This window comes from Mobilicoccus caccae (assembly GCF_030161635.1).
Classification (GTDB): domain Bacteria; phylum Actinomycetota; class Actinomycetes; order Actinomycetales; family Dermatophilaceae; genus Mobilicoccus; species Mobilicoccus caccae.
In genome coordinates this window covers 2112551-2128998 of sequence record NZ_BSUO01000001.1, presented here as the reverse complement: position 1 = coordinate 2128998, position 16448 = coordinate 2112551, and the positions used below count along the sequence as shown (strand labels likewise).

Annotated in this window: 14 protein-coding genes and 2 pseudogenes; 8 read left to right on the top strand and 8 right to left on the bottom strand. The window is 72.5% G+C overall.

The window, feature by feature from the left end; translation table 11 throughout:
- Window positions 1-21: 21 nt before the first annotated feature.
- The 8 genes and pseudogenes from QQK49_RS10265 to QQK49_RS23260 form a co-directional block, all read right to left on the bottom strand.
- Entirely contained in the window at window positions 22-1068 is a 1047-nt protein-coding gene (locus QQK49_RS10265; RefSeq protein ID WP_348536158.1) for a metal ABC transporter permease, read from the bottom strand.
- Window positions 1069-1072: 4 nt separating this feature from the next.
- A complete protein-coding gene (locus tag QQK49_RS10260) occupies window positions 1073-1579 on the bottom strand; it encodes a metal ABC transporter ATP-binding protein (protein ID WP_284305876.1) in 507 nt (168 codons plus the stop codon).
- A 232-nt stretch (window positions 1580-1811) separates the two neighbouring features.
- Entirely contained in the window at window positions 1812-2876 is a 1065-nt protein-coding gene (locus QQK49_RS10255) for a metal ABC transporter substrate-binding protein (RefSeq protein WP_284303823.1), read from the bottom strand.
- A 32-nt stretch (window positions 2877-2908) separates the two neighbouring features.
- The gene (locus QQK49_RS10250; RefSeq protein ID WP_284303822.1) at window positions 2909-5266 is read right to left on the bottom strand and encodes a transglutaminase TgpA family protein; all 2358 of its coding nucleotides are present in this window, start codon (window positions 5264-5266) and stop codon (window positions 2909-2911) included.
- Window positions 5267-5282: 16 nt separating this feature from the next.
- Complete coding sequence (locus tag QQK49_RS10245) at window positions 5283-6044, bottom strand: DUF58 domain-containing protein (RefSeq protein ID WP_284303821.1); 762 nt, start codon at window positions 6042-6044, stop codon at window positions 5283-5285.
- A gap of 107 nt (window positions 6045-6151) precedes the next feature.
- A complete protein-coding gene (locus tag QQK49_RS10240; protein ID WP_284303820.1) occupies window positions 6152-6481 on the bottom strand; it encodes a hypothetical protein in 330 nt (109 codons plus the stop codon).
- Window positions 6478-6861 (bottom strand): AAA family ATPase, encoded by a 384-nt coding sequence (locus tag QQK49_RS23265; protein WP_431310583.1) that lies wholly within the window; start codon window positions 6859-6861, stop codon window positions 6478-6480. Before QQK49_RS23265 ends, QQK49_RS10240 begins: the two co-directional genes overlap by 4 nt.
- Before the next feature lie 89 nt (window positions 6862-6950).
- Window positions 6951-7445, bottom strand: a pseudogene (locus QQK49_RS23260) (AAA family ATPase); the annotation flags it as partial.
- 447 nt (window positions 7446-7892) lie between these two features.
- Here QQK49_RS23260 and mraZ point away from each other — a divergent pair.
- The 8 genes and pseudogenes from mraZ to mraY all read left to right on the top strand — a co-directional run bounded on the left by mraZ (window position 7893) and on the right by mraY (window position 16441).
- On the top strand, window positions 7893-8324 hold the full coding sequence (gene mraZ, locus QQK49_RS10230) for a division/cell wall cluster transcriptional repressor MraZ (protein ID WP_284303819.1): 432 nt from the start codon (window positions 7893-7895) through the stop codon (window positions 8322-8324).
- Window positions 8325-8634: 310 nt separating this feature from the next.
- Window positions 8635-9614: pseudogene (gene rsmH / locus QQK49_RS10225) on the top strand (16S rRNA (cytosine(1402)-N(4))-methyltransferase RsmH).
- Window positions 9611-10129: a cell division protein FtsL gene (ftsL, locus tag QQK49_RS10220; protein WP_284303818.1), complete on the top strand. Its 519-nt coding sequence runs from the start codon at window positions 9611-9613 to the stop codon at window positions 10127-10129. The pseudogene rsmH and the gene ftsL overlap by 4 nt, the downstream one beginning before the upstream one ends.
- A 316-nt stretch (window positions 10130-10445) precedes the next feature.
- Entirely contained in the window at window positions 10446-11852 is a 1407-nt protein-coding gene (locus tag QQK49_RS10215) for a peptidoglycan D,D-transpeptidase FtsI family protein (protein WP_284303817.1), read from the top strand.
- A complete protein-coding gene (locus tag QQK49_RS10210) occupies window positions 11849-12340 on the top strand; it encodes a penicillin-binding transpeptidase domain-containing protein (RefSeq protein ID WP_284303816.1) in 492 nt (163 codons plus the stop codon). The genes QQK49_RS10215 and QQK49_RS10210 overlap by 4 nt, the downstream gene beginning before the upstream one ends.
- 35 nt (window positions 12341-12375) lie before the next feature.
- Complete coding sequence (locus tag QQK49_RS10205) at window positions 12376-13914, top strand: UDP-N-acetylmuramoyl-L-alanyl-D-glutamate--2,6-diaminopimelate ligase (RefSeq protein ID WP_284303815.1); 1539 nt, start codon at window positions 12376-12378, stop codon at window positions 13912-13914.
- Window positions 13911-15350, top strand: coding sequence for a UDP-N-acetylmuramoyl-tripeptide--D-alanyl-D-alanine ligase (locus QQK49_RS10200; RefSeq protein ID WP_284303814.1), 1440 nt, complete (start codon window positions 13911-13913; stop codon window positions 15348-15350). Before QQK49_RS10205 ends, QQK49_RS10200 begins: the two co-directional genes overlap by 4 nt.
- The gene (mraY, locus tag QQK49_RS10195) at window positions 15347-16441 is read left to right on the top strand and encodes a phospho-N-acetylmuramoyl-pentapeptide-transferase (RefSeq protein WP_284303813.1); all 1095 of its coding nucleotides are present in this window, start codon (window positions 15347-15349) and stop codon (window positions 16439-16441) included. Before QQK49_RS10200 ends, mraY begins: the two co-directional genes overlap by 4 nt.
- Window positions 16442-16448 lie beyond the last annotated feature (7 nt).

Genomic DNA, 16448 nt, shown 5'->3' with positions numbered 1-16448 from the left:
CCGTCGGCTCGACGTCCAACTCTAGTGCCCAGGCCCCGGCCGGCGACTCGGCGGCTCAGACGACGCGCTGACGATCGGTCGGCACGTCGGTCGGTCCGTGCTCGTCGTAGTGGTCGCCGTGGGGGAGTGCAGGTGCCCGTCGTGCACGTAGTCGACGTGGTCCTCGTGCAGCACGGGCTCGTGCTCGCAGTCCGGGCCTCCGTGGACATGGCCGTGCGGGTGGGGGTGTTCGTGATCGGACCCACGGTGGCGATGCCGCACCCGTACGACCACCGCGTGGCCGAGCGCCAGGAGCATGTAGGCGAGGACGGCCAGCACGACGATTGTCCCGCCCGAGGGGGTGTCGGCGTAGAACGACACCGCGACCCCGCCGGTGCTGCACACGAGTCCGATCACCACGGCGATGCCCATGGCGGAGGAGAAACTCCGGGCCACGACCTGGGAGGCCGCGTTGGGCACGATCATCAGCGCCGCGATGAGCAGGAGCCCGACGACGCGCATCGCCACGACGACGGTCACCGCCGTCATCACGGCGAGGGTGATGTTGAGGGCGAGCACGTTGAGCCCGGAGGCCTGCGCGAACTCCGGGTCGTTGGCCACGGCGAACAGCCGGGGCAGCAGGAGCCACGTGGTGATGACGACCGCGGTCGCGAGCACCGCGAAGACGACGAGGTCGCTGTCCGTCGTCGTCGTGATCGCCCCGAACAGGTACTGCGGCAGGCTGGTTCCGCCCGAGGGCGCCCAGCTCATGAGCACCACGCCCAGGGCGATGCCGCCGTAGAACATGATGGCCAGCGCCGTCTCGCCGCTGGTGCGGCCCTTGGCGCGCATCACCTCGATGCCGACGGCGGCCGCCACGGCCGCCACCAACGCGGTGAACACCGGCGCGTTGCCGGTGACCGCGCCGATCGCGACACCCGCGAACGCCACGTGCCCCAGGCCGTCGCCGATGAGGGACAGGCGTCGCTGGACGAGGAAGATGCCGACCATCGGCGCGGCGATCCCGATGAGCAGGGCCGCGAGCAGGGCCCGCTGCATGAACGCGTAGGTGAGGATCTCGGGCACCATCTGCTCAGCCCTCCGCGAGGACGGCGAGATCGTCCTGGGCCTCGGACCTGAGGTCCTGGAGATGGCGGGCGATCGGCACGTCCTTGCGCACGCGGCCGGCCTCGACCGTGACGACCCGCGACAGCAACGACGTCAGCGGACCCATCTCGTGGGTCACCACGAGCAGCGTCGACCCTGCGTCGATGAGGCGCTGGAGCACCTGCGCGAGGACCTTCTGGTTGGCCGCGTCGACCCCGGCCGTCGGCTCGTCCATGACGAGCATCTCGGGCTCGGCGGCCAGCGCCCGGGCGATGAGGACGCGCCGCTGCTGACCACCGGACATCGTGCTCACCTCGTGGGAGGCCAGGTCGCCCAGTCCGACGAGTTCGAGACAGTCGCGCACGATCGCCCGGTCGGCGCGCCCGAGGCGCCCCACGAGCCCGAGCCGGGGCAGACGTCCGCTGGCGACGATCTCGGCGGCCGTGGCGGCGACCGAGGCCGACAGCGTGTGGCGCTGCGGGACGTACCCCAGCAGATGCCGGTCGCGCAGCCGGGCGAGCGGGGTGCCGAAGAGCTCGACCCGCCCCCGAGGTGATCGTTCAGGCCGAGGATCCCCTTGACGAGCGTGGACTTGCCGCTGCCGTTGGCGCCGAGCACCGCGAGACGTTCACCGCGGTCGATGCGCAGCGTCGCGCCCGTGACGACCGGCCGCCGGGCGTACCCGAACGAGGCGTCGACGAGTTCGACGAGAGGGCCGGGCCGATTCACGAACAGCCCTGCCCGGCCTTCAAGGTCTCCAGGTTGGTGCGCATGATGCTGAGGTAGTCCGTCCCTTCCTTGGCGAGGCCCTCGATCGGGTCGAGGACCATCGGCTTCGCGCCGGTCTCGCGGGCCACGGTCTCCGCGATGGCGGGGTTGCCGAGGGTCTCGGCGTAGATCGCCGTGACGCGGTGCTTCTCAGCGTAGTCCGCCACCTTGGCCAGGCGCCCGGCGTCCGGCTCCTGCTCGGGGGACAGGCCGCTGATCGCCGCCTGCTCGAAGCCGTACCGGCCGGCGAGGTAGCCGAAGGCGGCGTGGCTCGTGACCAGCGTCTTGGAGGTGCAGTTCGACAGCGTCGTGCGGTAGGACTCGTCGAGGCTCTTGAGGTCCCCCTCGAAGGCCTGCAGGTTCTTCTCGTAGGTCGCCTTGCCCTCGGGGTCGATCTGCGACAACTGCTGCGCGATCGCCGTGGCGACCTTGCCGTATCGCACGGGGTCGAGCCAGAAGTGCGGATCCACCGTCCCGGCTTCGGCGCCGTGGTCGTGTCCCTCGTGACCGTGTCCCTCGTGCCCGGGCTCCTCGGTGGCCGGGGCACTGGCTCCCGGCGCCGGCTGCTCGTGCTCGTGGTCGTGCCCGTCGCCGTGCTCGTGCTCCTTCGCCGCCTCGGGGTCCGCGACGTCGATGATCGGTTGGTCGACGACGGCGTCGAGCTGCGCGGCCTGGCCCACGTCGAGGTGGTGCTTGACGTTCTGGCTGGTCACGGCCTCGTCGACGGCCGGTTGGATCGTCTTCTCATAGACGGCGAGGTCGGCCTCGGCGACGGTGGCCACGTTCTGGGGCGAGAGCTCCACGTCGTGCGCGTGGCCGCCGGGCTTGGTGAGGTTGGTGACGCTGACCCGGTCACCGCCGATGCGTGCCGTCGCGTACTCCAGCGGGTAGAACCCGACCACCACGTTGACGCCCTTGCCGCCTCCACCGCCCGAGGCTCCGGAGTCGGTCGCCCCCGATCCGCAGGCGGAGAGCAGGAGGGCGGAACAGGCGAGCACGGAGACGGAGGCACGGCGGATCATGCGTCCGAGATTCCTGCAGTTGGTAATGATTGTCAAACTGAGCGGTCGCCGTTGCGCAGGCGGCCGACGATGCCGTCCGAGGGGGCGAGGACGGCGCGCGCCCGGCGCCGAGGATCCGCCTGCCGCCAGGCCACCCCGGCGACGGTGCGTGCGTCCTCGCGGCACGCCCTGGCCGACGAGCCGTCGAGCCGGGCCGCGGGCCCGCCGTAGCGGGCCGTCTCGACGCGCTCGACCAACCGGGTCAGGGCTCCGTCGACCTGCGCATCCGCCGCGAGCCCGCCGTCGCGACCTCCCTCGTGACCCTGATCCGCGGTGCCGTCGCCGCGTCGTCCGGTCGGCGGATCGTGACGCCGCAGGGCCCGCCGGTAGGTCTCGCCGCGGGTGCGGACGGTCGCGGCCGGTGGCGCCTGGATGCCGAGGTCGGCGAGCCGGGCGTCGAGCCAGCGCCAGTGCTCGTCGACGCGCTGCGCGTCGGAGGAGGCGCGGGTCAGCCGCCTGCGGTGCAGCCACGCGGAGGACAGCGGCGAGGCCGCCACCAGGAGCAGGAGGAGGAGCGCGACCCCGGCCACCGTCAGCAGCCCGCCGGTGTCGCCGGACGTGGGCTCCGCTCCCGCGTCGGCGCCGGTGGGGGCGCCGGGATCGGTGTCCCGTTCGGGCCGGCGGTCGGGGGCGCTCTGCCCGGGGGTGGGGGTCGCCGTCGGTTCGGCCGCACCCCCGTCGGGGTCCGCGACGCCGGTGTCGGGAGCCTCGCCGTACTCCGGGGCGAGCGCACCGGTGCGGGACGCCGGCGTCGGCTCGTACCGGACCCAGCCGAGGTCCTCGAGGTACAGCTCGGGCCAGGCGTGGGCGTCGTCGGCACGCACGGTGCGGATCGGTCCGTCGGCCGTGCCGGGCAGGAACCCGGTGGCCATCCGCGCCGGGATCCCCTCCTCGCGCGCCATGAGGATCATGACGCTGGCGAACTGCACGCAGTAGCCCGTCCGATGGGTGAGGAACGCGTCGACGGGGCCGAGGTCGCCGCTGGGGGGCAGGTCGAGGGAGTAGGTGAACGACGGGTCGTCGCGCAGCCAGTTCTGGATGGCGGTGGCCCGTTCGGCCGGGGTCGTCGCACTTTCCGTCACCGTGCCGAGGGTCTCCCGCAGCAGGTCGGTCGATCCGCCGGTGTCGAGGTCCTCCCGCGTCACCGCGCCGGAGCGGAGCAGCGGCCGCACCTCGGAGAGTTGGTCGCCGCCCGTGCGCTCCACGACGTTGAGGTAGGTCATCGAGTAGCTCGAGGGGCGGTCGTCGACGACGAGCATCTGGGAGCCCCGGTCCTGGTTCCACCGGGCGCCCGCGACGGTGCCGCCCACGACCGGGCCGGGGGAGGCGAGATACGGCGCCTCCAGCCGGGTCTCGTCCACGGCGAACGTGCGTGGCTCGGTGCCGACCTCGCCGGAGAGCCCCGGTGGCGGTGAGAACACGGGGGAGTCGGAGGGGACCGCGGTCGGCGAATGGGCCTCCCAGCTGCCCTCGCTGAAGCGGCTCGCGGTGGCCACCCGGATGGGTGGGGGTGCCGGGTCGTCGGTGCGGTAGCGAAGGACGGGGGTCGTGTCGTCGTCGCGCAGGTCGGTGATGAGGTCGGGGCTGGGGGAGAACCCGACCTGCCCGAGGCCGCCCCCGACGCGGCCGAATCCGTCGGCGAGGTAGCGGGTGGGCATGTGCGGCAGGACGCCCGCGACCGGGACCGCGATGAGCAGAGCGCCCGCCACCAGGCCCGCGGCCGTGAAGGAGCGTTCGGTGCCCTGCTCGTCGGAGTTCTCACCGGCCCACCCCCGCAGGGTGCGGCGGTGACCGTCGTAGAGCAGCAGGGCGAGCACGACCGTGAGGGCGGCGAGGTGGTACCAGGGCAGCGCGGTGCCGACGTTGGCGACGGCGGCGAGGAACGGGATGAGCAGGGGGACGGCCGCCAGCAGCGGCCGCCGCAGCGTCACCCCGACCATGTCGGCCACGAGGGCGACGGCGCCGAAGCCTGCGGTGAAGACGAACGTGACGCCGGGGGTGGCGGGGGCCGGTGCCGGGTTGGTCGTGATCGTGTGGATCGCGTCGGCGGTGAGCTCGCGGGCCACCTCCAGGGTGGCCGCGGTGGGCACCACCCAGAGCAGCGCGCTCCCCTCGGAGAACAGCAGCGTCAGCGCGCCGAGCAGGACGAGGGCCTGGGCAGGCGGGGCGAGGGAGCGACTGAGCATCCGTGCGCCGGCCCCGACGAGGGCGACGGTGAGCGCGACACCGAGCAGCGGTCCCCGCCAGGGAGAAGTGAGGAACAGCCCGCCCAGCGGCCAGGCGGACACCATGACGCCGATCGCGATGAGCAGCGCGGGGCGCAGGGCGCGGACGTCCGAGAAACGGTTCACGGCGCCGCCTCGAGGATCAGGGCGTCCCAGGCCTCGCTGTGGGGAGTGCGGGGGTGCACACGGCGACGCTCCAGCCGGCCTGCTCGGCGATCTCCGGGAGGTCGCCCGCGTCTCCGAGGGCGTTGATCAGGCACACGAGCCCGGTGGTGCCGGGTGGCAGCGCGAGCAGGAGGTCGCGGGTCGCCGACGGGTCGGTGGAGCCGGTCGCGAGGACGACGAGCCCGGCCCGCGCCGCGTTCTCGCGGACGAGTTCGACGAACGGGTCCTCGACCGCCATGTACATGCGCTGAGGACGGGCGGTGGTGGGGATCAACGCCAGTGCCAGCAGGGCGTCGTCGCACCGCTCGTGGGTCGCGGTGGACGTGCCTCCCGCGGGCCCGCCCCCGCGGGAGGTGAGCAGGTCGAAGGACATCCCGTCACGGTCGAGGGCCACGGCGACCGAGGCGAGGAGTTCGATGCCCCACTCCAGGACGGCGGGAGCCGCCCGGTCGGCGAGGCGGGGATCGAGGACGAGGAGGGCGTGCCGGGTCGAGGTGCGTTCGTCGTGCCGGGTCATGAGTTCGCCGCGGTGGGCGGTGACCGGCCAGTGGATGCGGCGGAGGTCGTCGCCGGGGCGGTAGTCCCGGATCGAGCCGTACTCCTCGCCGGGGAGGGCGGAGACCCGCCGGGCCACGCCCTCGCTGCGCAGGCTCGACCCGCCGGCGAGTGAGGTGTCGAGCGTGTGGACGCGCGGCAGCACGGTGACGACCCGACGCTCCCCGGCGCTCCACTGACGCATCGAGAACCCGAACGGGTCCTCGCGGGACAGCAGGCACTGCGGGATCTCGTGGCGACCCCGGGTGATGAACGTGACCGTCAGGTCGAGGTTGAACCTTTGCCTGCCGCTCAGCGGGGGGACCAGTGCGCGCGCCGAGCCGCCTCCGAGCGTCGCGGGGAACGGTTGCTCGAGGCGGAGGTGGGGGGTGCGGCGAACGGGGATGAGCCGCAGGGGAGCTTGCCGGCCTGCCCGACCGTGAGGGCCGTGGCGTCGACGTCGGTCTCGACGTCTACTCGAGGTCGAGTCAGCGCGACGAGTGCGGCGGCGAGCGCCACGACGACGACGGCCAGCAGGCCGACGCGGGTGAGGTCGGCGAATCCCAGGAGAGCGCCGGCCGCGGCGAGGGTGGTCCCGGCGGCCGCCGTCGCGCGGCCTCGGTCGGTGAGACCGAGGCTCACGGTCCGACCCGGGCGAGGATCGCCTGCAGTGCCTCCACGGTCGACCCGCGCGACAGCCGGCCCTGGGAGGAGAGCAGGATGCGGTGGTCGAGGACGGGCACGGCGAGGGCCTGCACGTCGTCGGGAAGGATGTGTGCGCGGCCGTCCATGGCGGCGCGGGCGCGGGCGGTGCGCAGGAGCTGCAGCCCCGCACGCGGCGAGGCCCCCAGCCGCAGTTCGGGGCTCGTGCGGGTGGCCCGGATGAGCTCGACGATGTACCGCCGCACCGGCTCGGAGGCGTGGACCCGGCCGATCGCGGTGATGGCCTTGGCCACCTGCTCGGGGTCGGTGACCGGGGTGAGGGCGTCCAGCGGGCTGCCGGCGGAGTAGTGGTCCAGCATGGCGATCTCCGCGTCCGCCGGGGGTACCCCATCGAGATCCGGGCGGTGAACCGGTCGCGCTGCGCCTCGGGCAGGGGATAGGTCCCCTCCATCTCCAGAGGGTTCTGGGTGGCGACCACGAAGAAGGGGGAGCCGAGGGCGTAGGTCGTGCCGTCGACGGTGACCTGGGCCTCCTCCATGCACTCCAGGACCGCGGACTGGGCCTTGGGTGTGGCGCGGTTGATCTCGTCGCAGACGACGACGTCGGCGAAGATCGCGCCCGGCCGGAACCGGAACTCCCGCGTCTGGGGGTCGAAGATGTTGACGCCGGTGATGTCGCTCGGCATGAGGTCGGGCGTGAACTGGATGCGCCGCATGGGGGCGCCGATGGCGCGGGCGAGGGCCTTGGCCAGGGTCGTCTTGCCGACGCCCGGCACGTCCTCCACCAGCAGGTGCCCGCCCGCGAGCAACACCGTGACGGCGATGTCGATGACGTCGTCCTTGCCCTCGATCACTCTGCGGACGGCGTTCGTGAGGTCGGCCGCGAGTGACGTCACGTCCCCGGGGTCGGCCTCGCCGGCCGTCGGCGCCGGGGTCGTCGTCATCGCCTGATCCACGTCGTGTCCTCGCTTCGTCCTGCCCGATGTGGCGGGTGTCCTCCTTCGATGGTGCCCCACGTCACCCCACCCGGGCCACGACGGCCACGCCGTGCGCCCTCCGGCGAGGTCCTCCACATCCCTCCACCGTTCCTGTGCCGGCAGCGTTCTCGATCACCACGATCGCCGAAATGTCCGATAGATGGGGGTCTCGGAGCAGTCTTTCGGCACTTTTTCGGGGCGCTGGAGCGCCTGGAACGGGGTGGTCGCCGAGAGTCCGGGCGGCCGCGACGCGGACGCCGACACCCGCCCCCACCTTCCTCCACCTGCCTGACCTGCATCGATGTATGGATCGGGGAGCTCGGGGGAGCGCGGAGCGTTCCCGAGTGGCGTGAAGTGGAGTAAAGTGGGGGATGCGGGAGTGACTTGGTGGCCAACGGGAGGGGAGGTGCCCGGATGTTCCTCGGTACGCACACGCCTCGCCTGGACGAGAAGGGCCGCCTGATCCTGCCCGCGAAGTTCCGTGAGAAGCTCGCCGGCGGCCTCGTGGTCACCCGGGGGCAGGAGCGCTGCCTCTACGTCTTTCCCATGGACGAGTTCGTGCGCGTCGCCGACGACCTCAAGGCGGCTCCGGTCACGAGTAAGGCGGTGCGCGACTATCTGCGCGTCTTCCTCTCCGGCGCCTCCGACGAGATCCCCGACAAGCAGGGCCGGGTCACCATCCCGCCCGCGCTGCGCCAGTACGCCGGCCTCGACCGCGAGTGCACGGTCATCGGCGCCGGGTCCCGCGTCGAGCTGTGGGACACGGCCGCGTGGAACGCCTACCTCGAATCCACCGAGCAGGCCTTCGCCGACCAGGCCGAGGAGGTGATCCCCGGACTGCTGTGAACCGCATCCCGGCGCCCGCCTGCATCAGGGGTCGTCGTGTTCGCGAGACGCCTCCCTGGCGTCAGGTCTCCACCCACTCGGATCCGACTCCGCCCCGAGGGCTCTTCCCCGCTCCCGGGTCGAGGACGGATCGCCTCCCGAGGTCACTTCCCCGGCCTCGGGCGACGGGCAGGGTGGGGCCCTGGTCCCAGGGCCGCCCGCACCACCGACGACCGACCGACGCAACCGAAGACATCGAACACGAACACGGTCAGCCGTTCCTCAGGACCGGATGGCAGCTTGACCCCCGCATCGAGAGGAGGGCGACCGGATGGACACGACGCCGCGCGACACCGCGGACCGGCACGTGCCGGTGATGCGCGACCGCATCGTGGAGTTGCTCGCTCCGGCGCTGGAGCGCGAGGGCGCCGTCTGTCTCGACGCCACGCTCGGCATGGGTGGCCACACCGAGGCGATCCTCGAGGCGTGCCCGGCGGCGCGGGTGATCGGCCTGGACCGCGACACGCAGGCCATCGACCTGGCGCGGGAGCGACTCACCCGGTTCGGCGACCGGTTCACCGCGGTCCACGCCGTGTACGACGAGATCCCCGAGGTGCTGGCCGAGGTGGGCGTCCGTGCCCTCGACGGGGTGCTCTTCGACCTCGGCGTCTCCTCCCTCCAGCTCGACGAGGTCGACCGGGGTTTCGCCTACCGCACCGACGCGCCGCTGGACATGCGCATGGACCAGACCGACGGGCCGACGGCGGCCGACGTCCTCAACACCTATGAGAAGCACGAGCTCACCCGCATCCTGCGCGAGTACGGCGAGGAGCGATTCGCCGGGCGGATCGCCGCCGCGATCGTGCGGGCCCGAGAAGCGGAGCCGTGGTCGCGTTCCGAACGGCTCGTCGATCTCCTACGATCGGTCGTGCCCGCCGCCTCGCAGCGGTCGGGCGGTCACCCTGCCAAGCGGACGTTCCAGGCTCTGCGCATCGAGGTCAACGCCGAACTGCACGCCCTGGAGCGCGCCGTTCCGGCATCGATCGATGCTCTTGCGCTCGAAGGGCGTGTCGCTGTGCTGTCCTACCACTCGTTGGAGGACAGGATGGTCAAGAGAGTTCTGGGAGCCGGAAGCCGTAGTTCCGCCCCGCCCGGGCTGCCGGTGGAGCTGCCCGAGCATCGGGCGTATCTGCGGTTGCTGACCAGGGGGCCGAAGAACCCGAACCGGGGGAGGTCGCCGCGAACCCGCGGGCAGCATCGGCCAAACTCCGGGCCGCGACCAGGATTCGATCACGAGGGAGGACACGATGAGCCAGATGCCAGCCACCACGGCCCTACGGGCGCCGCGACGGCCGGCCGTCACGCGTCCCGATCTGCGTGTCGTCACCGGGTCCACCCGCGTCGCCGCTCCGCCGCGCCGGCTGCCGTTCGTCCTCTTCTGCTCGGGTCTGCTCGCCGTGGGCCTGCTGGCCCTGCTCTTCATCAACATGTCCCTCGCGCAGGGCGCCTACCAGTTGCACGACCTCCAGTCGCGTTCGGTCGTCCTCAGTCAGGACGAGCAGCAGCTGCGCGAGGAGTTGGCGGTCCTGGAGTCTCCGGCGCACCTGTCGCGGGCGGCGCAGGAGGTCGGCATGGTGCCCGGCACCGTCCCCGCCTTCCTCGACGTGTCCGAGCGCACGGTGGTCGGCGAGGCCAAGCCCGCCCCCACGCCCACGGCGACTCCTTCGGGTTCGGCGGGCACGGCGGGTTCGGCGGGCACGGCCACGGGCTCGGCATCGGAGCCGGCGAAGGCCCCCACCGGAACCGAGACCGCCGGGGGTAACTGACGCCGTGAGTGTGCAGGCGCGCCGCACCTCCGGCCCCGCAGACACGTCGTCCCCCCGCAGCCGCGATCCGCAGGGACGACGTGCCACCCGGCCCGTGGACCCCGGCGACATCGACAGCTTCCCCTCCTCGCCCCGCCGCGCCACCGCCGGTGGGGCATCCGGTGGTGCCGGACGCGACGGCAACGACCGCGGCGGCGGTGGGCGTGGCGGCTCCGGTGGACGTGGCGGTGGAGGCCGTGGCGGAGGCGGTGGAGGTCGCGGCGGATCCGGGTCCACGCGGACGCGTCGAGCGGGCGCACCTGCGGCCAGGCGCCGGGTGCGGACCCTGTTCATCATCACCCTGTTCGTCTTCACCCTCTTCGCGGCCCAGTTGGTGCGCCTGCAGGCCATCGACGCCGGACGCATCGCGGCCGAGGGTCTGGAGGTCCGGTCCCGCATCACGCCGCTGCCGGCGCAGCGGGGAGCGATCCTCGACCACAAGGGAGTTCCGCTCGCGGCGAGCGCGGAGCGTCGGACGATCCTCGTGGATCAGAACCTCGTGTCGACGTACGAGGTCCGCGATCCCGCGACCAAGGAGAAGCGCACCGTCGGTGTCGACGGCGCGGCCGCGGCGCTGGCCCCGCTCCTCGGGCAGAGCGCGTCCGACCTGCGCACCAAGCTGACCGGCACCGACCTCGGGGCCACCGTGGCGACCAAGATCGAGCCGTCGGTGTGGCGGCAGGTCGCGTCGTTGGGCATCCCGGGCGTGGCCTCCCAGGCGGATTCGGTGCGCACCTATCCCGGTGGCGAGCCGGTCGCCCCGCTGGTGGGCTGGGTCGGCCCCGGCGGCAGCGCCAAGGAGGCCGGCGGCGGGCTCGAGTACCTCCTCGACGACACCCTCACCGGCACGCCGGGACGGGCCGTGCGCGAGTACTCCCGCGACAACCGGGTCATCCCCATGGGGCAGCAGGCGATCCAGCCGGCCGTCCCCGGGCGCAACGTGCGGCTCACCATCGACAACGATCTGCAGTACATCGCCCACGACGCCATCGCGCGGCAGGTCGAGGCCATGGACGCCGAGTCCGGCGTCGCGGTCGTCATGGACAAGCAGGGACGTCTGCGTGCCGTGGCCCAGTCGCCCGGATTCGACCCCGAGGACCGCTCGGGCAAGGGTCAGGTGTTCGGCAGCCTGGCGTTCCAGAACACCTTCGAGCCCGGCTCCACGGCCAAGGTCATGTCCATCGGCGCGGCCCTGGCCGAGGGTAAAACGACCCCGACGAGCGTCTACCGCGTCGAGAACCGGCTGCCGCGCTCGGACCGGCGCTTCCGTGACAGCCACGATCACAAGGAGCCGCTGGACCTGACGACGGCCGGCATCGTGGCCCAGTCGAGCAACATCGGCACGATCCTCATCGCCGAGCAGCTCGGCAAGGCCAAGCTCGAGGAGTACTACCGCAAGTTCGGTGCGGGCTCGACGAGCGCGGTCGGGTTCCCCGGCGAGAGCGCGGGCCTGTTCGCGCCGTCGTCGCAGTGGAACGAGACCCAGTGGTACACGCTCATGTTCGGTCAGGGCATGGCGGTGACCGCGGTGCAGGCCGCCGGGGTGTTCCAGACCATCGCCAACAAGGGTGTCCGGGTGCCGGCCTCCCTGGTGGAGGGGAGACCGACGCGAACGGTCGCCTCGAGCCGCGCCCGGCGCCCGACCCCGTCCAGGTGCTCCCCGAGACGTCGGCGGTGGAGATGAGCCGGATGCTCGAGACGGTCGTCAGCGAGAGCGGCACCGCCCAGGCGGCCGCCATCCCGGGCGTGCGCATCGGCGGCAAGACCGGCACCTCCCAGGACCTCGTCAAGGGCGGGTACGTCTCCTCGTTCATCGGCTACGCGCCGGCCGACGACCCGCAGTACGTCGTCGCGGTCATCGTCAACAAGCCCGGCAAGGGCAAGCCGATCTACGGCGGCACGGTCGCCGGCCCGGTGTTCAAGGAGATCATGTCCTACGCCCTCAAGACGACCGGCGCCAAGCCGGGGCCCGTCGTGAGCCAGCACTACCCCCTGGACCGCAAGGAACTCACCCAGGGGATGCCGCAGGATGGGCCGACCCCCGGCGCGGCGCCCGTTCCCGGGGCCGTCGAGGGCACCCCGGAGAGGGTGCCCGACCAGGGCGGCGCCGCGACCTCGGGCGGCAGTGGGACGACGACCTCCGATGCACCATCGTCCCCGGCGGGGCGGTAGTTTCGGTGTCGATGACTCCTCGACGACCTCGTGACGTGACCCCGGTGCGGGTCGGTGACCTCACCTCCCCGGCGATCCGCCTCATCGGCGACCCCGAGATCACGGTCACCGGTGTCGGCCTCGACAGCCGCACCGTGGTTGCCGGCGACCTCTACGCCGGGATGCCCGGCTCCAACGCCCACGGGGCCTCGTTCGCCTCCGGCGCCATCGCCTCGGGGGCCGGCGCCGTGCTCACCGACGAGGCGGGTGCGGTGATGGTCCGCGAGGCCGAGGCCGAGGCCGAGGGCGACGCCGACGTGCCGGACGTGCCGATCCTCGTCACCCAGGACCCCCGCGCCGTCCTCGGTGAGGTCTCGGCCCGGGTGTACGGGCGGCCCGCGGGGCGGGTGCGCTCGGTGGGGATCACCGGCACGAACGGCAAGACCACGACGGCCTACCTGCTCGACGGCGCCCTGCGCGCCCTCGGCGAGAAGACCGGGCTCGTCGGCACGATCGAGACGCGGGTCGGCGACCGGCGGGTGCCGAGCACACGCACCACCCCGGAGTCCTGTGACCTGCACGGATTGCTCGCGGTCATGGTCGAGGAGGGCGTGGGCACCGCCACGATGGAGGTCTCGAGCCACGCGCTGGTCCTGCACCGCGTCGACGGCATCGTCTACGACGTCGCCTGCTTCACCAACCTCAGCCAGGACCACCTCGACTTCCACCACACGATGCAGGACTACGCCGCGGCCAAGGCCGAGCTGTTCACGCCCGAGCGGGCGAGGCGCGGCGTGGTGTGCGTCGACGACGACTGGGGTCGGTCCGTGGCCGACGGCGCCGGGATCCCCGTCAGCACCGTCGCGAACTCACCCGATCGCGGGGCCGACTGGGTCATCTCCTCCGAGCCGGGGGAGTCGGCCTTCGTCCTCACCGCCGCCGACGGGTCGGCCGAGCTCGACCTGCGCTCCCCGCTGCCCGGCGACTTCAACCGGACGAACACCGCGGTCGCCGCCCTGGCGCTGCTCGCCCTCGGCTACCCGGCCGCCGACGTCCAGCGCGCCCTGGAGGCCCCCACGACCGTGCCGGGTCGCGCCGAGCGCATCGACCTCGGGCCGGACGCGCCGCTGGTCATCCTCGACTTCGCCCACACCCCCGACGCCGTGTCCTCCGTGCTCGGCGCGCTGCGCCCCGGTGCGCGCGAGCCGCTCGTCGCCGTGCTCGGTGCCGGCGGCGGTCGCGACCCCGGCAAACGCGCGGGCATGGGCCGCGCCGCCGCCGAGCAGGCCGACCTCGTCGTGGTCACCGACGACAACCCGCGCCACGAGGACCCGGCCACCATCCGCGCCGCCGTCCTCGCCGGCGCCCGCACCTGCATCGACACAGGTCAGGCGCACGCCACCGACGTCACCGAGATGGACGGCCGCGAGCTCGCCATCGAGTCGGCGCTGCGTCTGGCCGGGCCCGGCGGCACCGTCGCGGTGCTCGGCAAGGGGCACGAGGACGGCCAGGAGATCCGCGGCACGATCCACCCCTACGACGACCGGAGCGCCGTCTCCCGCGCCTGGCGACGCATCCGGGAGGGAGCGTCATGATCCCCCTCACCCTCGCCGAGATCGCCGACATCACCGGCGGGCGTCCGATCGCGCCGACCGACGCGGTCGACACGAACGCACCCGACGTCGCGTTCGCGCGCGTCCTCATCGACGGTCCCGTCGTCACCGACTCCCGCGAGGCCGGGCCCGGGTCCCTCTACGTCGCGCGCGTCGGTGAGCACGCCGACGGCCACGTGTACGTGCCCGCGGCCCGCGCGGCCGGGGCGGTCGCCGCCCTCGTGACCCGCCCGGTGGCCGAGCTGCCCGCCGTGCTCGTCGAGGACGTGCAGGAGGCCTTCGCCGCGCTGGCCCGCGAGATCGTGCGCCGGCAGGTGCAGGACGTGGGCCTCGTCGTCGTCGGCGTCACCGGGTCCTCCGGCAAGACGACGACCAAGGACCTGCTCGCCCACGTCCTATCCGGACACGCCGAGACCGTCGCCAACGTCGGCTCCCTCAACTCCGAGGTCGGCGTCCCGCTCACCGTCTGCCGGGTCACCCCGAGCACGCGGATCCTCGTGCTGGAGATGGGCGCCCGCGGCATCGGGCACGTCGACTACCTCACCGGCATGGCCACACCGCGCATCGGCATCGTGCTCAACGTGGGCTCGGCCCACCTCGGGGAGTTCGGCTCGCGCGAGGTCATCGCGACGGCCAAGGCCGAACTCGTCGAGGCCCTCCCGACCGGCGGGCTCGCGGTGCTCAACGCCGACGACGACCTCGTGCGCGGCATGGCCGGGGCGACCTCCGCGCGCGTCATGCTCACCGGCCGGGCGGCGGACGCCGACGTGCGCGCCACCGACGTCACCCTCGCCGGCTCGGGCGCGCCCTCCTTCACCCTGCACGCCGCCGGCGAATCCTGGCCGGTGCGGATGTCGCTGCTGGGTGAGCACCAGGTCGACAACGCGCTCGCCGTCGTCGCGGCCGCGCTGGAGGTCGGCATGACGCCCCCGCAGATCGTCGAACGGCTCGAGAGCGCCACCACCGCCAGCCGCTGGCGCATGGAGCGTCACGACCGGACCGACGGTGTCGTCGTCGTCAACGACGCCTACAACGCCAACCCCGATTCCATGGCCGCCGCGCTGCGCACGCTGGCCCGCATGGAGCGCTCCGGACGAACCGTCGCGGTGCTGGGCGGCATGTACGAGCTCGGACCCGACTCCGCGGCCGAACACCGCCGGATGGGTCGGTTGGCCGCCGACCTGGGCGTCGACGTCCTCCTGGCCGTCGCGCCCGACGCCGCGGCCATCGCCGACGGCGCCGCCGATCACGCACCGACCGGCCCGATCGAGGTCTACCGCGCCGACACCCTCGACGCGGCTCAGGCCGTCCTCGAGGACGTCCTGGTCGCCGGAGACGTCGTGCTCCTGAAATCCAGCAGGGATGCCGGTCTCCGTCTCCTCGGTGACCGTCTCGTCGGTCAGGAGGACCCCGCATGAAACCCGTGCTCGCCGCGACCGTGGTCTCCCTCGTCATCGCGCTCTTCGGGACGCCCCTGTACATCAAGTTCCTCGTGCGGCGGGGGTACGGGCAGTTCATCCGCGACGACGGCCCGACGACGCACCACACCAAGCGCGGTACCCCCACGATGGGCGGCGCCGTCATCATCGCGGCCACCGTCATCGGCTACTTCTTCGCCCACCTGGTGACGATCACGCCCTTGTCGCCGAGCGTCCTGCTGGTCATGTTCCTCATGGTCGGGCTCGGCATCGTGGGGTGGGCCGACGACTTCATCAAGATCAGCAAGGCGCGCAGCCTCGGCCTACGGTCGTGGCAGAAGTTGCTCGGACAGTTCGGCGTCGGCACGGTCTTTGCTCTGCTGGCGCTGCAGTTCCCCGCCCCCAACGGCTCCACGCCCGCCTCGACGTCGATCTCGTTCCTGCGGGATCTGCCGATCGATCTGTTCCTGTGGGGCCCGGGGATCGGGTTCGTGCTGTTCGTCGTGTGGATCAACCTGCTCATCGCCGGCACGAGCAACGGCGTCAACCTCACCGACGGTCTCGACGGCCTCGCCACCGGCGCGACGATGTTGGTCGCGGGCGCCTACATCCTCATCGGCATCTGGCAGTTCAACCAGCGCTGCGCCCGGCCGGGGGCGTACGCCTCCCTCTGCTACCAGACCCCGCACCCGCTCGACCTCGCGATCTTCGCGGCCGCGCTCATGGGTGCCTGCGTCGGATTCCTGTGGTGGAACGCCTCGCCCGCCAAGATCTTCATGGGCGACACGGGCTCGCTCGCCCTCGGCGGCGCGCTGGCCGGGCTCGCGATCGTCACCCGCACCGAGCTGCTCATGGTCATCCTCGGCGGGCTGTTCGTCATCATCACGATGTCGGTCATTATCCAGGTCGCCTCGTTCAAGCTCACCGGCAGACGCGTGTTCCGCATGGCGCCGCTGCAGCACCACTTCGAGCTCAAGGGCTGGAACGAGGTCACCATCGTCATCCGGTTCTGGATCGTCGCCGGCATGTGCGTCGGCCTGGCCCTGGGCTTGTTCTACATGCCGTGGATCGTCGTCGGAGGTGCGTTGTGACCGTGAG